At 56.7% G+C, this 16671-nt stretch carries 16 protein-coding genes; 9 read left to right on the top strand and 7 right to left on the bottom strand.

Features of this window, described 5'->3' with window-relative positions:
• Positions 1 to 30 precede the first annotated feature (30 nt).
• Positions 31 to 1119, bottom strand: coding sequence for an oxidoreductase (locus C813_RS39725; RefSeq protein WP_017455819.1), 1089 nt, complete (start codon positions 1117 to 1119; stop codon positions 31 to 33).
• Positions 1120 to 1281: 162 nt separating this feature from the next.
• Here C813_RS39725 and C813_RS39720 point away from each other — a divergent pair, with 162 nt between their 5' ends.
• The 4 genes from C813_RS39720 to C813_RS39705 are packed head-to-tail and all read left to right on the top strand — an operon-like array spanning position 1282 to position 6113.
• Positions 1282 to 2784 (top strand): sugar ABC transporter ATP-binding protein, encoded by a 1503-nt coding sequence (locus tag C813_RS39720; protein ID WP_017455820.1) that lies wholly within the window; start codon positions 1282 to 1284, stop codon positions 2782 to 2784.
• Positions 2781 to 3776 carry an ABC transporter permease gene (locus C813_RS39715; RefSeq protein ID WP_017455821.1) on the top strand — a complete coding sequence of 332 codons (996 nt, stop codon included), beginning with the start codon at positions 2781 to 2783 and terminating at the stop codon, positions 3774 to 3776. Before C813_RS39720 ends, C813_RS39715 begins: the two co-directional genes overlap by 4 nt.
• Before the next feature lie 18 nt (positions 3777 to 3794).
• Positions 3795 to 4859: a sugar ABC transporter substrate-binding protein gene (locus C813_RS39710; RefSeq protein WP_017455822.1), complete on the top strand. Its 1065-nt coding sequence runs from the start codon at positions 3795 to 3797 to the stop codon at positions 4857 to 4859.
• Between the two features lie 9 nt (positions 4860 to 4868).
• The gene (locus tag C813_RS39705) at positions 4869 to 6113 is read left to right on the top strand and encodes an LVIVD repeat-containing protein (protein ID WP_017455823.1); all 1245 of its coding nucleotides are present in this window, start codon (positions 4869 to 4871) and stop codon (positions 6111 to 6113) included.
• A gap of 36 nt (positions 6114 to 6149) precedes the next feature.
• Here C813_RS39705 and mtnK read toward each other — a convergent pair whose 3' ends face one another.
• Positions 6150 to 7349 (bottom strand): S-methyl-5-thioribose kinase, encoded by a 1200-nt coding sequence (gene mtnK, locus C813_RS39700; protein WP_017455824.1) that lies wholly within the window; start codon positions 7347 to 7349, stop codon positions 6150 to 6152.
• A gap of 101 nt (positions 7350 to 7450) precedes the next feature.
• On the opposite strand from mtnK, the gene mtnA reads away from it, so the two are divergent.
• Positions 7451 to 8473, top strand: coding sequence for an S-methyl-5-thioribose-1-phosphate isomerase (gene mtnA, locus C813_RS39695; RefSeq protein ID WP_017455825.1), 1023 nt, complete (start codon positions 7451 to 7453; stop codon positions 8471 to 8473).
• Between the two features lie 92 nt (positions 8474 to 8565).
• On the opposite strand, the gene C813_RS39690 is transcribed toward mtnA, so the two are convergent.
• Both C813_RS39690 and C813_RS39685 read right to left on the bottom strand, forming a co-directional pair.
• Positions 8566 to 9135, bottom strand: a complete 570-nt coding sequence (locus tag C813_RS39690) for a hypothetical protein (protein ID WP_017455826.1) — start codon at positions 9133 to 9135, stop codon at positions 8566 to 8568.
• A gap of 89 nt (positions 9136 to 9224) precedes the next feature.
• Complete coding sequence (locus C813_RS39685) at positions 9225 to 9650, bottom strand: hypothetical protein (RefSeq protein WP_017455827.1); 426 nt, start codon at positions 9648 to 9650, stop codon at positions 9225 to 9227.
• A 217-nt stretch (positions 9651 to 9867) separates the two neighbouring features.
• On the opposite strand from C813_RS39685, the gene C813_RS39680 reads away from it, so the two are divergent.
• The 3 genes from C813_RS39680 to C813_RS39670 are packed head-to-tail and all read left to right on the top strand — an operon-like array spanning position 9868 to position 12850.
• A complete protein-coding gene (locus C813_RS39680) occupies positions 9868 to 10986 on the top strand; it encodes an ABC transporter substrate-binding protein (protein ID WP_017455828.1) in 1119 nt (372 codons plus the stop codon).
• Positions 10987 to 11036: 50 nt separating this feature from the next.
• Positions 11037 to 12065, top strand: a complete 1029-nt coding sequence (locus C813_RS39675; RefSeq protein ID WP_167579018.1) for a FecCD family ABC transporter permease — start codon at positions 11037 to 11039, stop codon at positions 12063 to 12065.
• Complete coding sequence (locus C813_RS39670; protein ID WP_017455830.1) at positions 12062 to 12850, top strand: ABC transporter ATP-binding protein; 789 nt, start codon at positions 12062 to 12064, stop codon at positions 12848 to 12850. Before C813_RS39675 ends, C813_RS39670 begins: the two co-directional genes overlap by 4 nt.
• A gap of 36 nt (positions 12851 to 12886) precedes the next feature.
• Here C813_RS39670 and C813_RS39665 read toward each other — a convergent pair whose 3' ends face one another.
• Genes C813_RS39665 through C813_RS39655 form a run of 3 tightly spaced genes read right to left on the bottom strand, consistent with a single transcriptional unit; the run spans position 12887 to position 14279 of the window.
• A complete protein-coding gene (locus C813_RS39665) occupies positions 12887 to 13366 on the bottom strand; it encodes a tetratricopeptide repeat protein (RefSeq protein ID WP_017455831.1) in 480 nt (159 codons plus the stop codon).
• 59 nt (positions 13367 to 13425) lie between these two features.
• Positions 13426 to 13911 (bottom strand): PQQ-dependent sugar dehydrogenase, encoded by a 486-nt coding sequence (locus C813_RS39660; RefSeq protein WP_407656253.1) that lies wholly within the window; start codon positions 13909 to 13911, stop codon positions 13426 to 13428.
• Entirely contained in the window at positions 13860 to 14279 is a 420-nt protein-coding gene (locus tag C813_RS39655; protein WP_017455833.1) for a DUF2231 domain-containing protein, read from the bottom strand. The genes C813_RS39660 and C813_RS39655 overlap by 52 nt, the downstream gene beginning before the upstream one ends.
• Positions 14280 to 14565: 286 nt before the next feature.
• Between C813_RS39655 and C813_RS39650 the strand changes: the two genes are divergently transcribed.
• Entirely contained in the window at positions 14566 to 16662 is a 2097-nt protein-coding gene (locus C813_RS39650) for a TonB-dependent receptor (protein WP_025263692.1), read from the top strand.
• The last annotated feature ends 9 nt before the right edge of the window (positions 16663 to 16671 follow it).

Here is a 16671-nt window from a genome sequence, read left to right as displayed (position 1 = left end):
TTACCGGCGGCATTACGCAAAGAAGGGTGATTAGCGCGACAGCGCTTCCACTTTTTCAAACGCCGCGCGTAGCGTATCGACGGAGAGTTCCACCGGCAGGTAGTGAATCGACTCGACCGGGCGCAGAGTGTGAGCAATCACTTTATTCAGCTCCGCGCGGTTATTAATGTCCACGTCCAGTGCTGCCAGCGAGGTCGGCAGGTTGAAACGCTGATAGGCGTTAATCAACTGTGCCAGCACATCGTCCTGGCCGAGCAGGGCACTCTGCACCAGAATGCCATACGCCACTTTGGTGCCGTGCAGAAACTTCTCCGTTTGCGGCAACACCGTTAAACCGTTGTGTACCGCGTGTGCGGCGGCGACGCGGGTGTAACGCTCGCCGAGGCCGCCAACCATCCCGCCACCGGCAATAATCGCATCCACCACATCGCGAAATGCCTGCGTCTCCTCGCTCCGTTGCTGGTCGACGAGTGCTTGTTCACTGCTCTGCAGCAACACATCGCGGATCGCCAGTGCGCCGTTAATCCCCAGCCGCACGGTGAGCGGCAGCGGCTGCGGCTGCGGCGCTAACACCACCGCTTCGTACCACTTCGCCAGCGTATCGCCGATGCCTGCCAGCAGATATTCCGCAGGCGCGTTCAGGATGATTTGCGGTTCAACCAGCACCAGGAAATTGGCGTCGTCGAAGATCTCAAAGTGCAGTGCCTGGCCGGCATCGTTATACCAGACCGACAGCGGTGTCCATGCCGCGCAGGTGGCGGCAATGGTCGGCATGGCAACCACCGGCAAACCGAGACGGCGTGCCACCGCTTTGGCGGTATCCAATAGCGCGCCGCCGCCAAGCCCAATCACTACCGCGCGATCGTCGCCCGCCTGCTGTACCAGTTCGCTTACGTCGTGTTCGCTACAGTGGCCTTTAAACAAAATGTGTTTTGCACCCGGCGCGTTAAACCCTTGCGGCAGAAACGCTTTTGCTCCGGCAAAGGCACGCTCGCCATAGATCCATACCGCGCGCGCCAGTTGTTCTTCGCTGAAGAAATCGTGCAGACGCGCGAGGCTACCGGCGTGAGAAAAGTAGTTAGCCGGGCCGGGTACGACGCGGATATCAGTGCTGTTCATGTGTTGTGTCCTTGTGCGTGATCGCTAACCTGATGTTATGTCTGGACATCCGGATGGCTAATAATTTTTAGCTTTATCTTATGCATTTTCTGTCGTTGCCAGTCAAGCGAGGCTGTGAAAAATTCGTTAAATCAACCTATTAATTGCAGGAACACCTTGCGAATGAGCAGCAACCACCTCGAAATGCGCGGCATTAGCCTGGCCTTTGGCGGCTTTAAGGCGCTGTCGCATGTGGATTTCACCCTGCGCGGCGGTTCGGTGCATGCCTTAACCGGTGCGAACGGCGCAGGAAAATCGACGCTGATGGCGGTGCTGTGCGGTACGTACGACCATTACGAAGGGGAAATAGCCATCAACAATCAGGCGGTGTCGGTTCGTACCCCGCGTGATGCCAAACAGTTCGGCATTCACCTGGTGCAGCAGGAAGTCGATGTGGCGCTGATCCCCGGCTTAAGCATTGCCGAGAACATCATGCTCGATACGCTGGCGGAAGGCGGACATCGTTTTCGCTGGGGCGAGATCCGAAAATCGGCGCGCGAGGCGCTGGCGCAACTCGATGTAATGTTTGATGTAAAACGTTCGATCGATAGCTGCACGCTGGCGGAGAAGCAGCAGATCCTGCTGGCGCGCGCGCTTTCGCACCACTGCCGTTTTTTAATTCTTGATGAGCCTACCGCGCCGCTCGACCAGCACGAAAGTGAGCGCTTGTTCACCGTGGTTAAACGTCTGCAACAGCAGGGCATTGGCGTGGTGTTTATCTCGCACCGCATTCACGAGTTGAAAGCGATTTGCGACACCTTAACGGTGCTGCGCGACGGCAAATTAATTGAATCCGGCCCAATGAGCGAGCTGAGCGGCGAAGCGATTGTCGAGAAAATGCTCGGTCACGAACTGAGCGACATTTACCCGCCTGCACGTCCGCCGCACAGTGATGAAGTGTTGTTAAGCATTGACGGTTTGCATGACGAAGGGTTGCTGAAAGATATCTCGTTGCGCCTGCGCAAAGGGGAAATTCTGGGCATTGCCGGGCTGGCGGGAGCCGGAAAAACCGAGCTATGCAAAGCCCTGTTCGGCGCAAGCAAAAGCCGTATTAATCGTGGCGAGCTAAACAGCCAGCCGTGGCGACCGCGCGATCCGGCCGATTCCGTGATGCGCGGGCTGGCGCTGGTGCCGGAAGAGCGGCGCAAAGAGGGCATTTTTATTGATGAGCCGGTGAGCATGAATTTGTCGATCAGCGCGGATAACAGTTTCTCGCGCTGGGGATTTTTTGCGCATCGCCAGGCCTGGCGCTGGGCGCAGGAAGTGATTGCCCGCGTTGGCGTGCGCACCAGCGGGCCAGGGCAGACGCTGCGCCGCCTTTCCGGCGGCAATCAGCAGAAAGTGGCGATTGGCAAATGGCTACGCGGTAACGCCAATGTGGTGATTTTTGATGAACCAACCAAAGGCGTGGACGTGAAAGCGAAAACCGACCTGTTCCAGTTGATTGACGGGCTGGCGCGCGAGGGCAAAGGGGTGATTTACGCCTCGGGCGAATTCGCCGAACTGGTGGGGTTGTGTGATCGGATTTGTGTGCTGTGGGACGGGCGCATTGTGGCAGAAGTGCAGGGCGAGGATGCCCGCGAAGAGACGCTTCTTTATTATTCCACCGGAGGAACGGCGCCGTGAGTAAGGCCCTTTCAGTCAATGCGGCGGTAACGCCCCGCCAGCAGTTTTTTGATTTTCTTTATAAATGGGGCATGTTGCTTACCGTGGTCGCGCTTGTCGCCATATTTGGCGTGGCGTCGGACAACTTCCTCGATCCGTTCAACATCATCAACATTTTGCGCTCGATCGCCATTGTCACGGTAATCGCGATTGGCGTTTCCATCTCACTGACCATCGGCGGATTTGATCTGTCGGTCGGCTCGACCGCTTCGCTGGCAAACGCGCTAGTGATTTCACTGTTTGTCTGGCACGGCGTTGGCACCACCGAAGCCATCATTATCACACTGGCGCTCTGCACGCTGGTGGGCTTGTTTAACGCCTTTTTGATTGTGGTGCTGCGCATCCCGGACATGCTGGCGACGCTCGGCAGCCTGTTTGTGATTCAGGGCGTGGCGATGACCTACAGCTATGGCGGCTCGATTACCGAAAATATGGTGTTGCCGAGCGGGGATATGGCAGAAGGCACCATTCCGGCGGCGTTTGGCCTGCTCGGCCAGGTGCCAACTATTGTGGTCATTATGCTGGTGGTGACGGTGGTTGCGCAGTTGGGTTTGTCGCTGACCACCCATGGTCGCCGCATGTATGCCATTGGCGGCAACCCGGAAGCGGCACGTCTTTCCGGCATTCGCACCACGCGCTACAAAGTGGCGGCGTATGTCATTGCTTCGCTGCTCGCCGGGCTTGGCGGCATTCTGCTGGCGTCACGCATTGGCTCTTCGCAGGTCAACGCCGGTGGTGGTTATTTGATGGATGCGGTAGCGGCGGCGTGGATCGGTTTTTCACTCGCCGGTTCCGGCAAACCGAATGCGCTCGGCACGCTGGTGGGAGCGGTTATTCTCGGCGTGCTGCAAAACGGGCTGGTGATGCTGTCGGTGCCCTATTACGCGATGGACATTATTAAGGGGCTGGTGCTGGCCGGTGCTCTTGCGTTGACTTACTTCCAGCGTCGTTAATTCTCCAGGGGAAAACAGATGAAAAAAATTGCACTCTCACTGCTGGCGCTGGGCTTACTGAGCGCGCTGCCAGGCCACGCCACCACACCTGCGCCGGTGCCGGATGCCATTGCTAACCATCAAGGCCCGATACGCATTGCGCTTATCCGCAACCTTGGTTCGGACGATAACACCACGCAGTTTGTCTCCGGCGCGTTGCAGGAAGGCAAAAAGCTCGGCTTTAAAATCAGCACTTTTTTGAGTAACGGCGATGATGCCAAATTCCAGGACTTCGTTAACCAGGCGATAAGCCAGAAGTATGACGGCATTATTCTGTCGCAGGGGCGCGATCCGTACTCCACCGATCTGATTAAAAAAGCGGTGGCTGCGGGCATCAAAGTGGCGGTGTTTGATACCGCCGTCAACGGTGACATTCCGGGGGTGACGGTTACGCAGCAGGATGACGCCTCGCTGACCAAACTCTCCTTTGGCGAGCTGGTGAAAGATTTCAACGGCAAAGCCAACATTATCAAATTGTGGGTTGCCGGTTTCCCGCCGATGGAGCGCCGCCAGGCCGCCTACGCCGAACTGCTGAAAGCCAACCCTGGCATCAAAGAGCTGGAGTCGATTGGCGCGGTCTCTTCTGATGTGCAGGGCGACACGGCCAACAAAGTGGGCGCGGTGCTGGCGAAGTACCCGAAAGGGCAGATTGATGCGATTTGGGGCACCTGGGATGCGTTCAGCCAGGGGGCGTATAAAGCGCTGAAAGAGAACGGTCGCACCGAAATCAAACTCTACAGCATCGACGTTTCTAATCAGGATCTGCAATTGATGCGCGAGTCGGGCAGCCCGTGGAAAGTGAGCGTGGCGGTGGATCCGAAACTGATTGGCGCGACCAACGTGCGCCTCATCGCCAACAAAATCGCCGGTGAACAGACGCCAGCGACGTATGACTTTAAAGCCGCTGCTATTCCGCAAGCGCTGCTGGCGAGCCAGCCGGGCGCGGTGAACGTGGCGTCGCTTGGCAAAATCATCCCGGGCTGGGGCCAGACGGAAGATTTTATCGCGCCGTGGTTCGCCACGCTGGAAGCGAAAAACAAGTAAGGAATGGACATGGCGAGTGAAATACCGCGACCCGAATACAGCCGCAATATGCGGCTGATTGGTCACAGCGACCAGGGCGGACGCCCGGACGGCGTGCAACTGATGGTGCATCGCGGCTTTGCCTATATCGGGCATATGGTGTCGCAGGGGTTTTCGATTGTGGATGTGCGCGACCCGAAAAACCCGAAAGCCGCCGGTTATGTACCGGCACCGCCGGGCACCTGGAATGTGCATCTGCAAGCCCACGACGACTTGTTGCTGGTGATCAACGCCCGCGATCTGTTCGCTGATGCGCGCTTTGCCGATGAAAAGGTCTATTACACCCGTTCGGTCGGCGAGACGGTTAGCGATGTGCAGGACAAAGGCTGGAGCGCCGGGCTGCGCATTTTTGATATCTCCACGCCCGATAAACCGCGTGAAATCAGCTTCCTGTCGCTTAACGGCATCGGCATTCATCGCATCTGGTATGTGGGCGGGCGCTGGGCGTATGTCTCGGCGTTGATCGACGGTTTTACCGACTACATCTTCCTGACCATTGATCTGGCCGATCCGCGTAAACCGCAGGTGGCCGGGCGCTGGTGGCTACCGGGTATGAACCAGGCCGCAGGGGAAACGCCAGCGTGGCCGGAAGGCAAACGTTATGCGCTACACCACGCGATTATCGCCGGGGATACGGCGTACGGTAGCTGGCGCGATGGCGGTTTAACGCTGCTGGATGTGAAAGACAGAACGCAGCCGAAGCTGATCAGCCACCGCAACTGGAGCCCGCCGTTTGGCGGTGGCACGCACACCGCACTGCCACTGCCGGACAGGGACTTGCTGGTGGTGCTGGATGAAGCGGTGCTCGACAATCAGGAAGATGGCGAGAAGCTGATCTGGCTGTTTGATATTCGTGAGCCGTCAAATCCGGTAAGCATCTCCACCTTTCCGCAACCGGACGAAACCGATTATGTGGCGAAAGGGGCGCATTTCGGGCCGCACAACCTGCACGAAAACCGCCCCGGCAGCTTTATCAGTTCGACGCTGATTTTCGCCACGTACCAGAACGCTGGCGTACGGGCTTACGATATCTCCAACCCGTATCGTCCGGTGGAAACTGGCGCGCTGGTGCCTGCCGCGCCGCAAAAGATGATGGATACGCGGCCTGGACGCCCGCGCGTTATTCAGTCCTGCGATGTGTTTGTGGATGCGAACGGCATTATCTACAGCACCGATTACAACGGTGGGCTGTCGGTGATTGAGTATCTGGGGTAGCAATGTTCTCTCCCCCGTAAGGGGGAGAGAACCGTATTAGCTGTACTGGCGCACGCGAGCAATCAGCTCATCGACGTTATCAATGCGCTCAGCAATGACAATCAGAGCTTTGCCGAGTGTAATCGCATGACGCAGGCAGGCGTGGCGCATCGCTTCGTCTTTGATGGTGTCGATATCGGCGACGTGCGAAAGCCCGACGCTGCGGCGAATGAGCTCGGTGCCGCAAAAACCGATCGCGTCAGTCCATACTTTTTTCAGGAAAGCGCTGGCGTAGCCCGGTTGTGCTAGCGCCGCGTCGCGGGTTTTCTCACTCGCCAGTGCCTGAAAGCGCTCGGCGAAGGTGGTCCACAAGGTTTGAATATCGGTCAGACGCTGTTCCCGCGCGCTGGCCGCATCGCGAATGCCCAGATGCCCCGGTAAACCACAGTAGTTGAGCAGCAGATTGCCGATGGCGGTGCCGATATCAAAACCGATCGGGCCGACGTAACCAAACTCGGCGTCAATCGCTTTCAGGCGACCCTCGGCGACAAAAATTGAGCCGCTGTGAATATCGCCGTGCAACAGCGCTTCGGCGTGGGAGAAGAAGCGGTGTTTGAGTGCCGCCACCGCCAGTTTCAGTTGCGTGTCATCGCGCAGGGCGGCGACATCGGCTTCCAGCTCGGCCGGGTAGTTGTTGCGCTCATGAATCTGGTAAGGGTCGTTGAAGAACAGATCTTCGGTGATTTCGCACATTTCCGGGTTGATGAACTGCGCGACCAGCGCTTTTTTGGCATGCGGATGCAGATAAAAATCGCTGGTGTGAAATAGTACCTGCGCCAGGTATTCACCCAGTTGCGCAGCGGCGTGCGGGTAAAACACATTGTTAATGAGTTCGCCGCGCCAAATTTTATGATCGGAGAGGTCTTCCATCACCATCACCGCCAGTTGCGGGTCGAAGTGGTGGATTTTCACTGTATGCTGCGGGCTGTGCTGGTAGTGTTCCACCAGCGTTTGCGCTTCCAGCCGGGCGCGATCGAGCGTTAACGGCCAGGACTCACCGACGCAGCGCACATACGGCAGCGCCTGTTTGACGATAATGCGGCTCACGCCCTGGTTGTCAAAAATTTTGAACACCAGATTGAGGTTACCGTCGCCCACCTCCTGCGCGTCCACCAGTTCGGACGGGTTGTCCAGGCCGCCAAATTGTTGTGCATACGCCACGGCATCGCGGGCGGAGAAGGTACGGTATTGCGACATTGCCTCGATCCTCTTTTGCTAATAAAGCCATTTAGACGTCTATACATCTGTAATTCATCCTGACACAATACGCTACAACAACGCAACAGGGATTTAACGCTATGCAGCCATTACAGACCACCAGCCTGCGAGTCACCGACAATCAATTATTTATTCTCGACCAACAGGCCTTACCGCAGCAGAAACAGTGGCTACCGGCCAGTACGGTAGAAGAACTTGTCGGCCATATTCATGCCCTGCGCGTGCGCGGAGCACCGTTGATTGGCCTTTCTGCGAGCTTGCTACTGGCGCTGTTGGCAGAGCAGGGCGCAAACCGCGATCAACTGGCGCAGGCGCTGGAAACGCTGCGTGCCGCGCGTCCGACGGCGGTGAACCTGATGAATAACCTCGATCGCATGAAACAGGCGCTCGCACAGGAGCATTTTGTGGCGGCGTTAAGCGCCGAAGCACTGCGGCTTATTGAGGAAGATAAAGCGCTCTGCGACAACATCGCCAATGCCGGTAGCGCGCTGGTGACGCCGGGCAGCCGCTTGCTGACCCACTGCAATACCGGCGGGCTGGCGACAGCTGGCGTCGGCACCGCGCTGGGTGTTATTGCGCTCGCCCATCAGCAGGGCAAAGTGGCGAATGTGTGGGTGGATGAAACCCGTCCTCTGTTGCAGGGCGGGCGTTTGACCGCCTGGGAACTGGGCGAGCTGGGCGTGCCGTATCAGTTAATTACCGATTCAATGGCCGCCAGCCTGATGGCGAAAGGGCAGGTGGATGCGGTATGGGTGGGCGCAGATCGCATTGCTGCCAATGGTGATGTGGCGAACAAAATCGGCACCTATTCGCTGGCGGTACTGGCGAAATTCCACAACGTGCCGTTTTATGTGGCTGCGCCGCAAACGACGCTTGACCCGCACTGCCCGAACGGGGATGCCATTCCCATCGAGCAGCGCGCTGCCGCAGAGGTGACCGGCGTGGCCGGGAGTTTTGGCGCGGTAAACTGGGCACCGGAAAACGCGCGGGTTTACAACCCGGCGTTTGATGTCACACCGGCGGCACTTATCAGCGGCTGGGTGCTGGACAGCGGCGTGGTGATGCCTGCCGATGTGGCAAACGGAATATTCCAGCCACGCTAAGCGCAACGCGACAGGCCGGATAACCGTTATCCGGCGTCAACACCGACGTCTGCTTGTCAGATGGCGGTGACTTATTCGATCAACCGTGCCGATCACACACAGGGCCCGGTGGCGCAGCCGTAGATCATAATTAACGGAAACGCGGGGATCAGTAAGGGAGCCACCCACGAGACGTTCTGTTCGGTGGTGTCGTTAATTGTCACGGTCACCGGTTTTTCCAGCGTACGGGTGTCGGGGCCGGGCGGGTGTTGCAGAATATAGACCACATCCCCCTGCGCTCTGAAGGTCACCACCAGCTTTTTATTCGGTTCAATAATGTTTGCGCCATAGTGATAACGCAGGCGCTCAATTTGTGCGGCACTGAGGCCGGAGGCATCAACGAACGCTTTGTACTCCGCCGTCACCTTTTCGTCTTTCACCACAAAGTTCACGGCAACGCCAGGAACATGGCTGGCAAACTCCTGATAAAACTCTGCATACCGGGCGTAGGCATCTGCATGCGGATCGTTACGGATGAAGTTGTAGGCGTAATGGCTGGAATAAGCGGTGATGCGATCCTGGCGCACTTCAAGTTCAGTGATTTTGTCCCATTTCGGCATCGGGGTCGTCGTCGCGCAGCCACCCAGCAGCACGATAAAAAACAGCACAATAACCTTTTGCATGGTTGCTCCCTGTAAGCGTTAGCGCCGGGGCAGCATACACGCCTTGCGGCACGCCACAAAGGGAGGCTACAGAATTGGGTAGGGGTAATTTATGTTGCCGGATGCAGCAAAATAACATCCTTATCAAGGGTGCTGGCCTGGCTTTGCGGCGCCGCGGCGTTTTTGTCATAGCGCGGCGGCGTGATCACCGGATAGACAAAACTGCCTACTTCGCTGCACTGCTCCGGCGCACTCGCGCCAGCATAAAACAGATAGTACTGACCGGAATCCGGGAAAAAGGCTAAGTTGTCGCCGTTGCCAAAGGTGGTGCTCCAGAACGGCACGCCCGCTTTAGTTTTGCTGTGCTCTTTCCCCGCCGCGACCTGAAAATGGTCGCTCCACTTCATGGTTATCAGGTTGTAGTTAAAAAAAGAGACCGTCAGGTTGCCGCGTGTCGGGCAGTGAAGTTTGACGGCATCATCAGCCCGCACGCTGGAGATAAAGGTTATCAGCAAGAGAAGCAGGGAGTATTTCATCGGCGGTTTCCGCAGGTTTTTGGCAAAGCACGAAGGTAATCCATCGCGCCGGTGAAAATCCGTAAGAAACGATGTCAGCAAAAGAGAAAACGAATCAGGATGTTAACGCGGGGTTGCGGTCAGCCTGTTTTTTGATGTTGTATATGTTTCGTTTAATTTGACATGATAATAATTATCAAAATCATTAATATCTGACTATCAGCAGGGTTGTTTTTTTATGCAAGGGAAATCAATCTTTACGCTCGCGCTCTCCGCTTTTCTCGCTGTTCCCATGCTGGCACACGCCACGCAATATCCGCTCACCGTTACCGATTTCGATGGCCGCAACGTGACCATTGAACACGAGCCGCAACGCATTATTTTGCAAGACGGGCGCGACATCATGACGATGGCGCTGCTGGATCGCGACAACCCGTTTAAACGGCTGGTGGCATGGAACAACCTGGCGAAAAAACAGGACATTGCCACCTGGGAAATGCTGAAAACCCAGTGGCCGGAAGCGACCCGCATTATGGACATGGGCTTTAGCGATAAAGGCAATGTTGATCTGGAAAGTGTGCTGGCAAAACAGCCGGATCTGATGATTGCGCAACTGCGCGCGAAACCGGCGCTGGCCGATAGCGGCGTACTGGCTAAACTGACCGCGCTGCACATTCCGGTGGTGTTTGTTGATTATGAAGTGAACCCGGCAAAAGACACCGCACCGAGTATCGATCTGCTGGGCAAAGTGATTAACCGTGAAAGCAACGCAGCGGCCTACACTGCGTATTATCGTCAGCAACTGGCGGCGATTGAGCAGAAAACAGCGGCCATCAATCCGAAACCGAAGGTATTTGTCGAAGCGCTGGCCGGTAACGCGGAGAGCTGCTGCTTTACCCACGGGCACAGCGGTTGGGGCGGGCTGGTTGAAGCGGTCGGCGCGAAGAACCTGGGCTCGGAACTGCTGCCGGGCGCAACCGGGTTTATTTCGCTGGAGAAAATCATCAGCGTCAACCCGGATGTCTATATCATGACCGGCTCAAAACGGGGCAACAGTCAGGTGCTGCCGCTCGGTCTGAATGTGTCGCAGAGTGAGGTGAACAACCAGGCGCATATCTTGCTGCAACGTACTGGCATCGCACAGATCCCGGCGGTCAGCGCCAAACGTGTATATGGCGTTTACCACCACTTCTATAACCATCCGTACAATATTGTCGGCATGGAATATCTGGCGAAAGATATCTATCCGCAGGCGTTTGCGGATTTGAACCCGGATGCGACCTACCATCACATCATCAAAAACTTCACCAAACTGCCGGATAACAACTTCGTGTATAGCTGGCAGCAGGGCAAATGAGTACCACGCTGGAAACAAGCGAGCAGAGGCAGGATACGGCTGCGGACAGCCTGATGCTCAACTACCGCGTGATCCTTCGCCGCCGCGTCAGTTTGCTGGCGCTGCTGGTGGTATTTATAGCTGCGGCGATGCTGCTGGATTTCACCCTTGGCCCCTCCGGCTTGCCGCTGGAGACGCTGTGGCAAACGCTGGTTGACCCGGCGAGCGCCGATGCCGGAACGCGGGTGATTGTCTGGGATATCCGCATGCCGTACGCGCTGATGGCAATCATTGTTGGGTTGACACTGGGACTGGCGGGGGCGGAGATGCAGACCATCCTCAACAACCCGCTGGCGAGCCCGTTTACGCTAGGCGTGTCGTCGGCGGCGGCGTTTGGCGCTGCATTAGCGATTGTGCTTGGCATCGGCATTCCCGGCGTTCCGGCGCAGTGGTTTATCTCGGCGAACGCGTTTCTCTTCGCGCTACTGGCGGCGCTGTTGCTGGATGGCATCACCCGCTGGACGCAGGTGGCAACTTCCGGCGTGGTGTTGTTCGGTATCGCGCTGGTGTTTACCTTCAACGCGCTGGTGTCGATGCTGCAATTTATCGCCAACGAAGACACGCTGCAGGGGCTGGTGTTCTGGACCATGGGCAGCATTGCCCGCGCGTCGTGGGAGAAACTCGGCATTTTGCTGCTGGCGCTGGCGGTGATCATGCCGCTGTCGATGCTCAGCTCGTGGAAGCTGACGTCGCTGCGCCTTGGCGAAGATCGGGCGATAAGTTTTGGCATTAACGTGCGTCGCCTGCGGCTGGCGACGCTTTTGCGCATCAGTATTTTGTCGGCGCTGTCGGTGGCGTTTGTCGGCCCGATCGGTTTTATCGGGCTGGTCGCTCCGCATATCGCCCGTATGGTGTTTGGCGAGGATCACCGCTTTTATCTGCCCGGTAGCGCGTTGATTGGTGCGCTGGTGTTATCGCTGGCTTCTATCGTTTCCAAAAATCTGATCGATGGCGTGATTATTCCGGTGGGCATTGTCACCTCGCTGGTTGGCGTGCCGTTCTTTATCACCATCATTGTGCGCCACCGGGGGAGTGTATGAGCCAGAGCGGCCTGAGTCTGCGCGGGTTTGGCGCGGGATATTACAAGCGGCAGATCATTCGCGATCTCAATATTGCTAATTTGCCGCGCGGCAAAGTGACAATTCTGCTTGGGCCAAACGGAAGCGGCAAATCGACGCTGCTGCGGGCAATGGCCGGGCTGAACAAGGCGGAAGGAGAGTTATTGCTGGATGGCGAAGACCTGCTCAGCCAGCCGTTTGCCAGACGCGCGGAGCAGGTCGTCTACCTGCCGCAATCGCTGCCGGCAGGAGTTCATCTGCATGTTCTGGAGTCGATTATTGTGGCGCAGCGTGCTTCCGGCGGTTTACACAGCGCGGCAAAGCAGACCGAAGTGATGTCGCTATTGCGCCAGCTCGGTATCGAGCATCTGGCGCTGCACTACCTCGACCAGCTCTCCGGCGGGCAGAAACAGTTAGTCGGGCTGGCGCAATCGCTGATCCGCCAGCCTTCGCTGCTGTTGCTCGATGAGCCGCTCAGCGCGCTGGATCTCAACTACCAGTTCCACGTGATGGATCTGGTGAAGCGGGAAACGCGTAGCCGCAATATCGTCACGGTTGTGGTGGTGCACGATATCAATATCGCGCTGCGCCACGGCGACCACGTGCTGATCCTGAAAAAAGGCGAACTGGTGGCAAACGGCGTGCCGGGCGAGGTGATAACGCCGGAAAGCCTGGCGCAGGTGTACGGTGTGCGCGGGCGCGTGGAACCCTGTTCGCAAGGGATGAAGCAGGTGATTATTGACGGCTTAACCCACCAGGCAAGTTAGCCTCACGCGCCGTCCAGTACGGCAAAAGGTAAACCGTCACCAGCGTTGATGCGGGTGCTGCGCGTAGTGATGCAGCACCGCTTTATAGGGTTCGGTGCGGGCGTCGGGATGCTGAATAATCGACGCCAGCAGCACGGCAATGGCGCTGTCGTGTTCGCCAAGATTGTGCAAACAAAGGGCATAAAAAGGCCGCACTTCGGTGGCTTGCGGCCAACTTGTCATGATCTCCTCAAACAGGGTTTTCGCCTGCGCATATTTCCCCAGGCAGCGCCACGTAGACGCCAGACCAAACTGCGCTTCGAACTGATCTTCTCCTGTTAACCCAGCATCAAGCGCCGCCAGGTAATGAGGCTCGGCGTCGCGCTCTTTGCCTTCGTTATCATACGACCAGGCGATATTGAGTAACGCCTGCGCGCGTAGCGCGGGCTCTTCTGCCAGCGATTGCAGCGCCCGACGGCTTTTATCGTGTTGACCCTGTTTGCGCAGCGTAATCGCTGCCTGCAATCTGCTATCCATCGTTTTCATCCGTTAAGCGTGTCTGAACGTTATAAAGCAGACGACAGGCAGCCACAAGATTAGCGCGCGCTGATCCGCCAGATAGCGTTACCGGCATCGTCGGCAATCAGCACGCCGCCTTGTTTATCCATCGCCAGTCCGACCGGTAGCCCGCGCACCTGTTTCTGGTCATCGGTGAGAAAACCGGTCACGACCGGTTGCGGTTGTCCAACCGGTTTGCCGCCCTCAAATTTCACCCACACCACCTGGTAGCCATTCAGTGGTGTGCGGTTCCAGCTTCCGTGCTCGCTGATAAACGCGCCGCCGCGATATTGCGGCATATTGTCACCGGTATAGAACAACAAGCCAAGTGGTGCGACGTGCGAGCTAAGCGCGTAATCGGGCTTGATGGCCTGGGCCACTAAGTCCGGGCGTGGCGGTTTAACGCGTTCGTCCACGTGCTGCCCAAAGTAGCTATACGGCCAGCCGTAAAACCCCTTCTCTTTTACCGAGGTCATATAGTCCGGCACCAGATCGGAGCCAATTTCGTCGCGTTCGTTGACGATCGCCCATAACGCACCGCTTTCAGGCTCCCATTGCAGCCCGGTCGGGTTACGCAGCCCGCTGGCACAAAAGCGTTAAAAATCGCCAGCACGATAGCCACCAGCCAGAGCCAGAAATGGAATTTCTCCGCGCCTGAAGTGCGATGGCGCTGGGTCACAAACACCTGCACCAGATGTATCAAACGGGGAATGATGGCAATCAACAGACCAATGGCGATAAGCCAGCTTGCCGCATCGGTCCACATGATTTGAAAGGTTTTAATGTAGAGAATATCGAAAATCCACGCCGCGACAAAAAAACCGGTGGGCAGCGGGTTAAATAGTTCGTAAAGCGCAAGCGTCGCGCGCGATGGCCCGGAGAGTGTTTGCATTGGTCTTTCCTTTTGGTGGAAACAAGCGGAATAAGCCACAGGATCTGCTTGTTAAAGGGTAGACCGCTTAGACAAAATTTAATTAATTTTGCTTATGTGTTGCGTTTATTCCATTCACGTCGCGCTATTCCTTCGCGTCTCAATTTCGCCTGGAAAATATTCACTTTACATTCCTTTATCGATAATGATAATCGGTATCAAAATGTTTCTTATTGTTGTCATTTGATTTTGTTACGGAATGATCCCCGCAAACGGTGGGGAATAATAAAAATTGAGGGTTGTTTAGATGAGAGTTTCTCCTTTGTACGGCGCGATGGCTCTGCTTTTCGCCTCGCCACTTTATGCGCAGGATGCGAAAAATAGTGATGATGAACTGATTGTGACCGCCACCCGCACTGACGGTTCGCGTAATGATTCCCCGCAGGTCATCAAAGTTATCAGCGAAAAAGAGATTGCCCAGCAGCGGCAAATCACCTCCGACACCTCGCAGATCCTCAGCAATTTGCTGCCGTCGTTTTCACCGTCACGACAGAAAATGTCCGGCAGTGGCGAAACGCTGCGCGGGCGCACGCCGCTGGTAATGATTGACGGGATCCCGCAATCAAACCCGCTGCGCCCGACCGGGCGCGAAATGCACACCATCGACGCTTCGATGATCGAGCGCATTGAGGTGATCAAAGGGGCAAACGCCAGCAACGGCGTCGGCGCGACGGGCGGGGTAATCAACATCATCACCAAACGCGCGAAACCGGGCACCGTCAACCAGCACGTCAGCGTGGAAACCACCACGCCCACGGCGGAATTTGACCGCGATACGCTTTCCTATAAAACCAACTACAGCATCAACGGCAGCGAAGAGTATATCGATTACCTGTTCGCCCTGAGTTATGAAGACCAGGGGCTGTTCAAAGACGCCGACAACCACGCGATTGGAGTGGATAACACGCAGGGCGATTTGATGGACTCCCGCGCCTGGGATCTGCTGGCGAAAGTGGGTTACTGGCTGGATAACGATCAGCGCGTACAGCTGAGCCTTAACCGTTATCGCCTGAAAAACAAAGATAACTATGTCAGTGTGCGAGGCGATCGCGATGACGGTGTATTAACCACATCGAAGAAAGGTAACCCGCCGGGTAGCGCGCCGCACAACGATGTGTGGACGGTCGGCGCTACCTACGATAATTACAACCTGGCAGGCATGAAGCTGACGGCGCTGGCCTATTATCAGCGTTATGAAGCGCTGTTCGGCGCGACCAATTCCTCCTCGTTCCAGGATCCAGCCATTGCTCCCATTGGCACGTTGTACGATCAGAGCCGTGCGTATACCGATAAATACGGCAGCAAAATCGCGCTCACCAAAGACGATCTCTGGGATGACCGCATAAAAGCGACGGTGGGTTTCGATACCCTGTTTGATAACTCGAAACAGGATCTATGGGCCACCGGGCGCACCTACGTGCCGGAAATTAACTACACCGATCTGTCACCGTTCCTGCAACTGGAATACACGCCAGTTGAATCGGTGAAATTAAGCGGCGGCGTGCGCTATGAATACGCCCGGCTGAATATCGACAGTTATCAAACCGTATGGGCCAACGACCGGGTAACCGTGGAAGGCGGCACGCCATCGTTCGACCAGACCCTATATAACGCTGGTGTGGTCTGGTCGCCGGTTGAACCGTTAAGCCTGTTCGCCAGCTACAGCGAAGGGTTTACCGTGCCGGATGTCGGGCGCGTGCTGCGCGGCATCGACACGCCGGGCATTAAACTGGATGACTACAACGGCCTGAAACCGATCGTCACCAAAAACAGCGAAATTGGTTTTCGCGTACAACACGCGCCGTTTGATTTCGAAGCCAGTTACTACCAGTCCACATCCAAGCTCGGTAGCCGCGTTGAGCTGGTTAACGACGCCTTTGTCGCCCGTCGCGAAAAGACTGAGATTGACGGTGTGGAAGTGAGCGCCGGTTACAGCCCGAATGCCGATCACAAATTAACCTTGTCGTGGTCACACATGCGCGGGCGCTATGACAGCGACGACAACGGCAGTCTGGATGCGAAACTCGATGGCTTAAACATCGCCCCGGATCGCATCATCGCCAGCTGGTCAGCAAACTGGAATGCGCAGTTGAGCACCTTCCTGCAGGCCAACTGGGCGCTCAGCAAGAAATTCGACGACGCGGAAAAAGACTTTTCCGGCTATGCGCTGGTGGATGCGGCAGTCGGCTACAAGCTGCCGTACGGGCAGGTGAGCCTTGGGGTTTCTAACCTGCTGAATAAACAGTACATCACCTACTATTCGCAAAGCGCGTCTGTCGATCCGGATCGCTATTTCGCCGGTCGGGGTCGCACCGCGACGCTGGGCTACAGTCTCGATTTCTGAGTGTTACCG

Origin of the sequence: Kosakonia sacchari SP1, assembly GCF_000300455.3 — a bacterium.
GTDB lineage: Bacteria > Pseudomonadota > Gammaproteobacteria > Enterobacterales > Enterobacteriaceae > Kosakonia > Kosakonia sacchari.
This window is presented reverse-complemented; position numbering and strand designations above follow the sequence as displayed.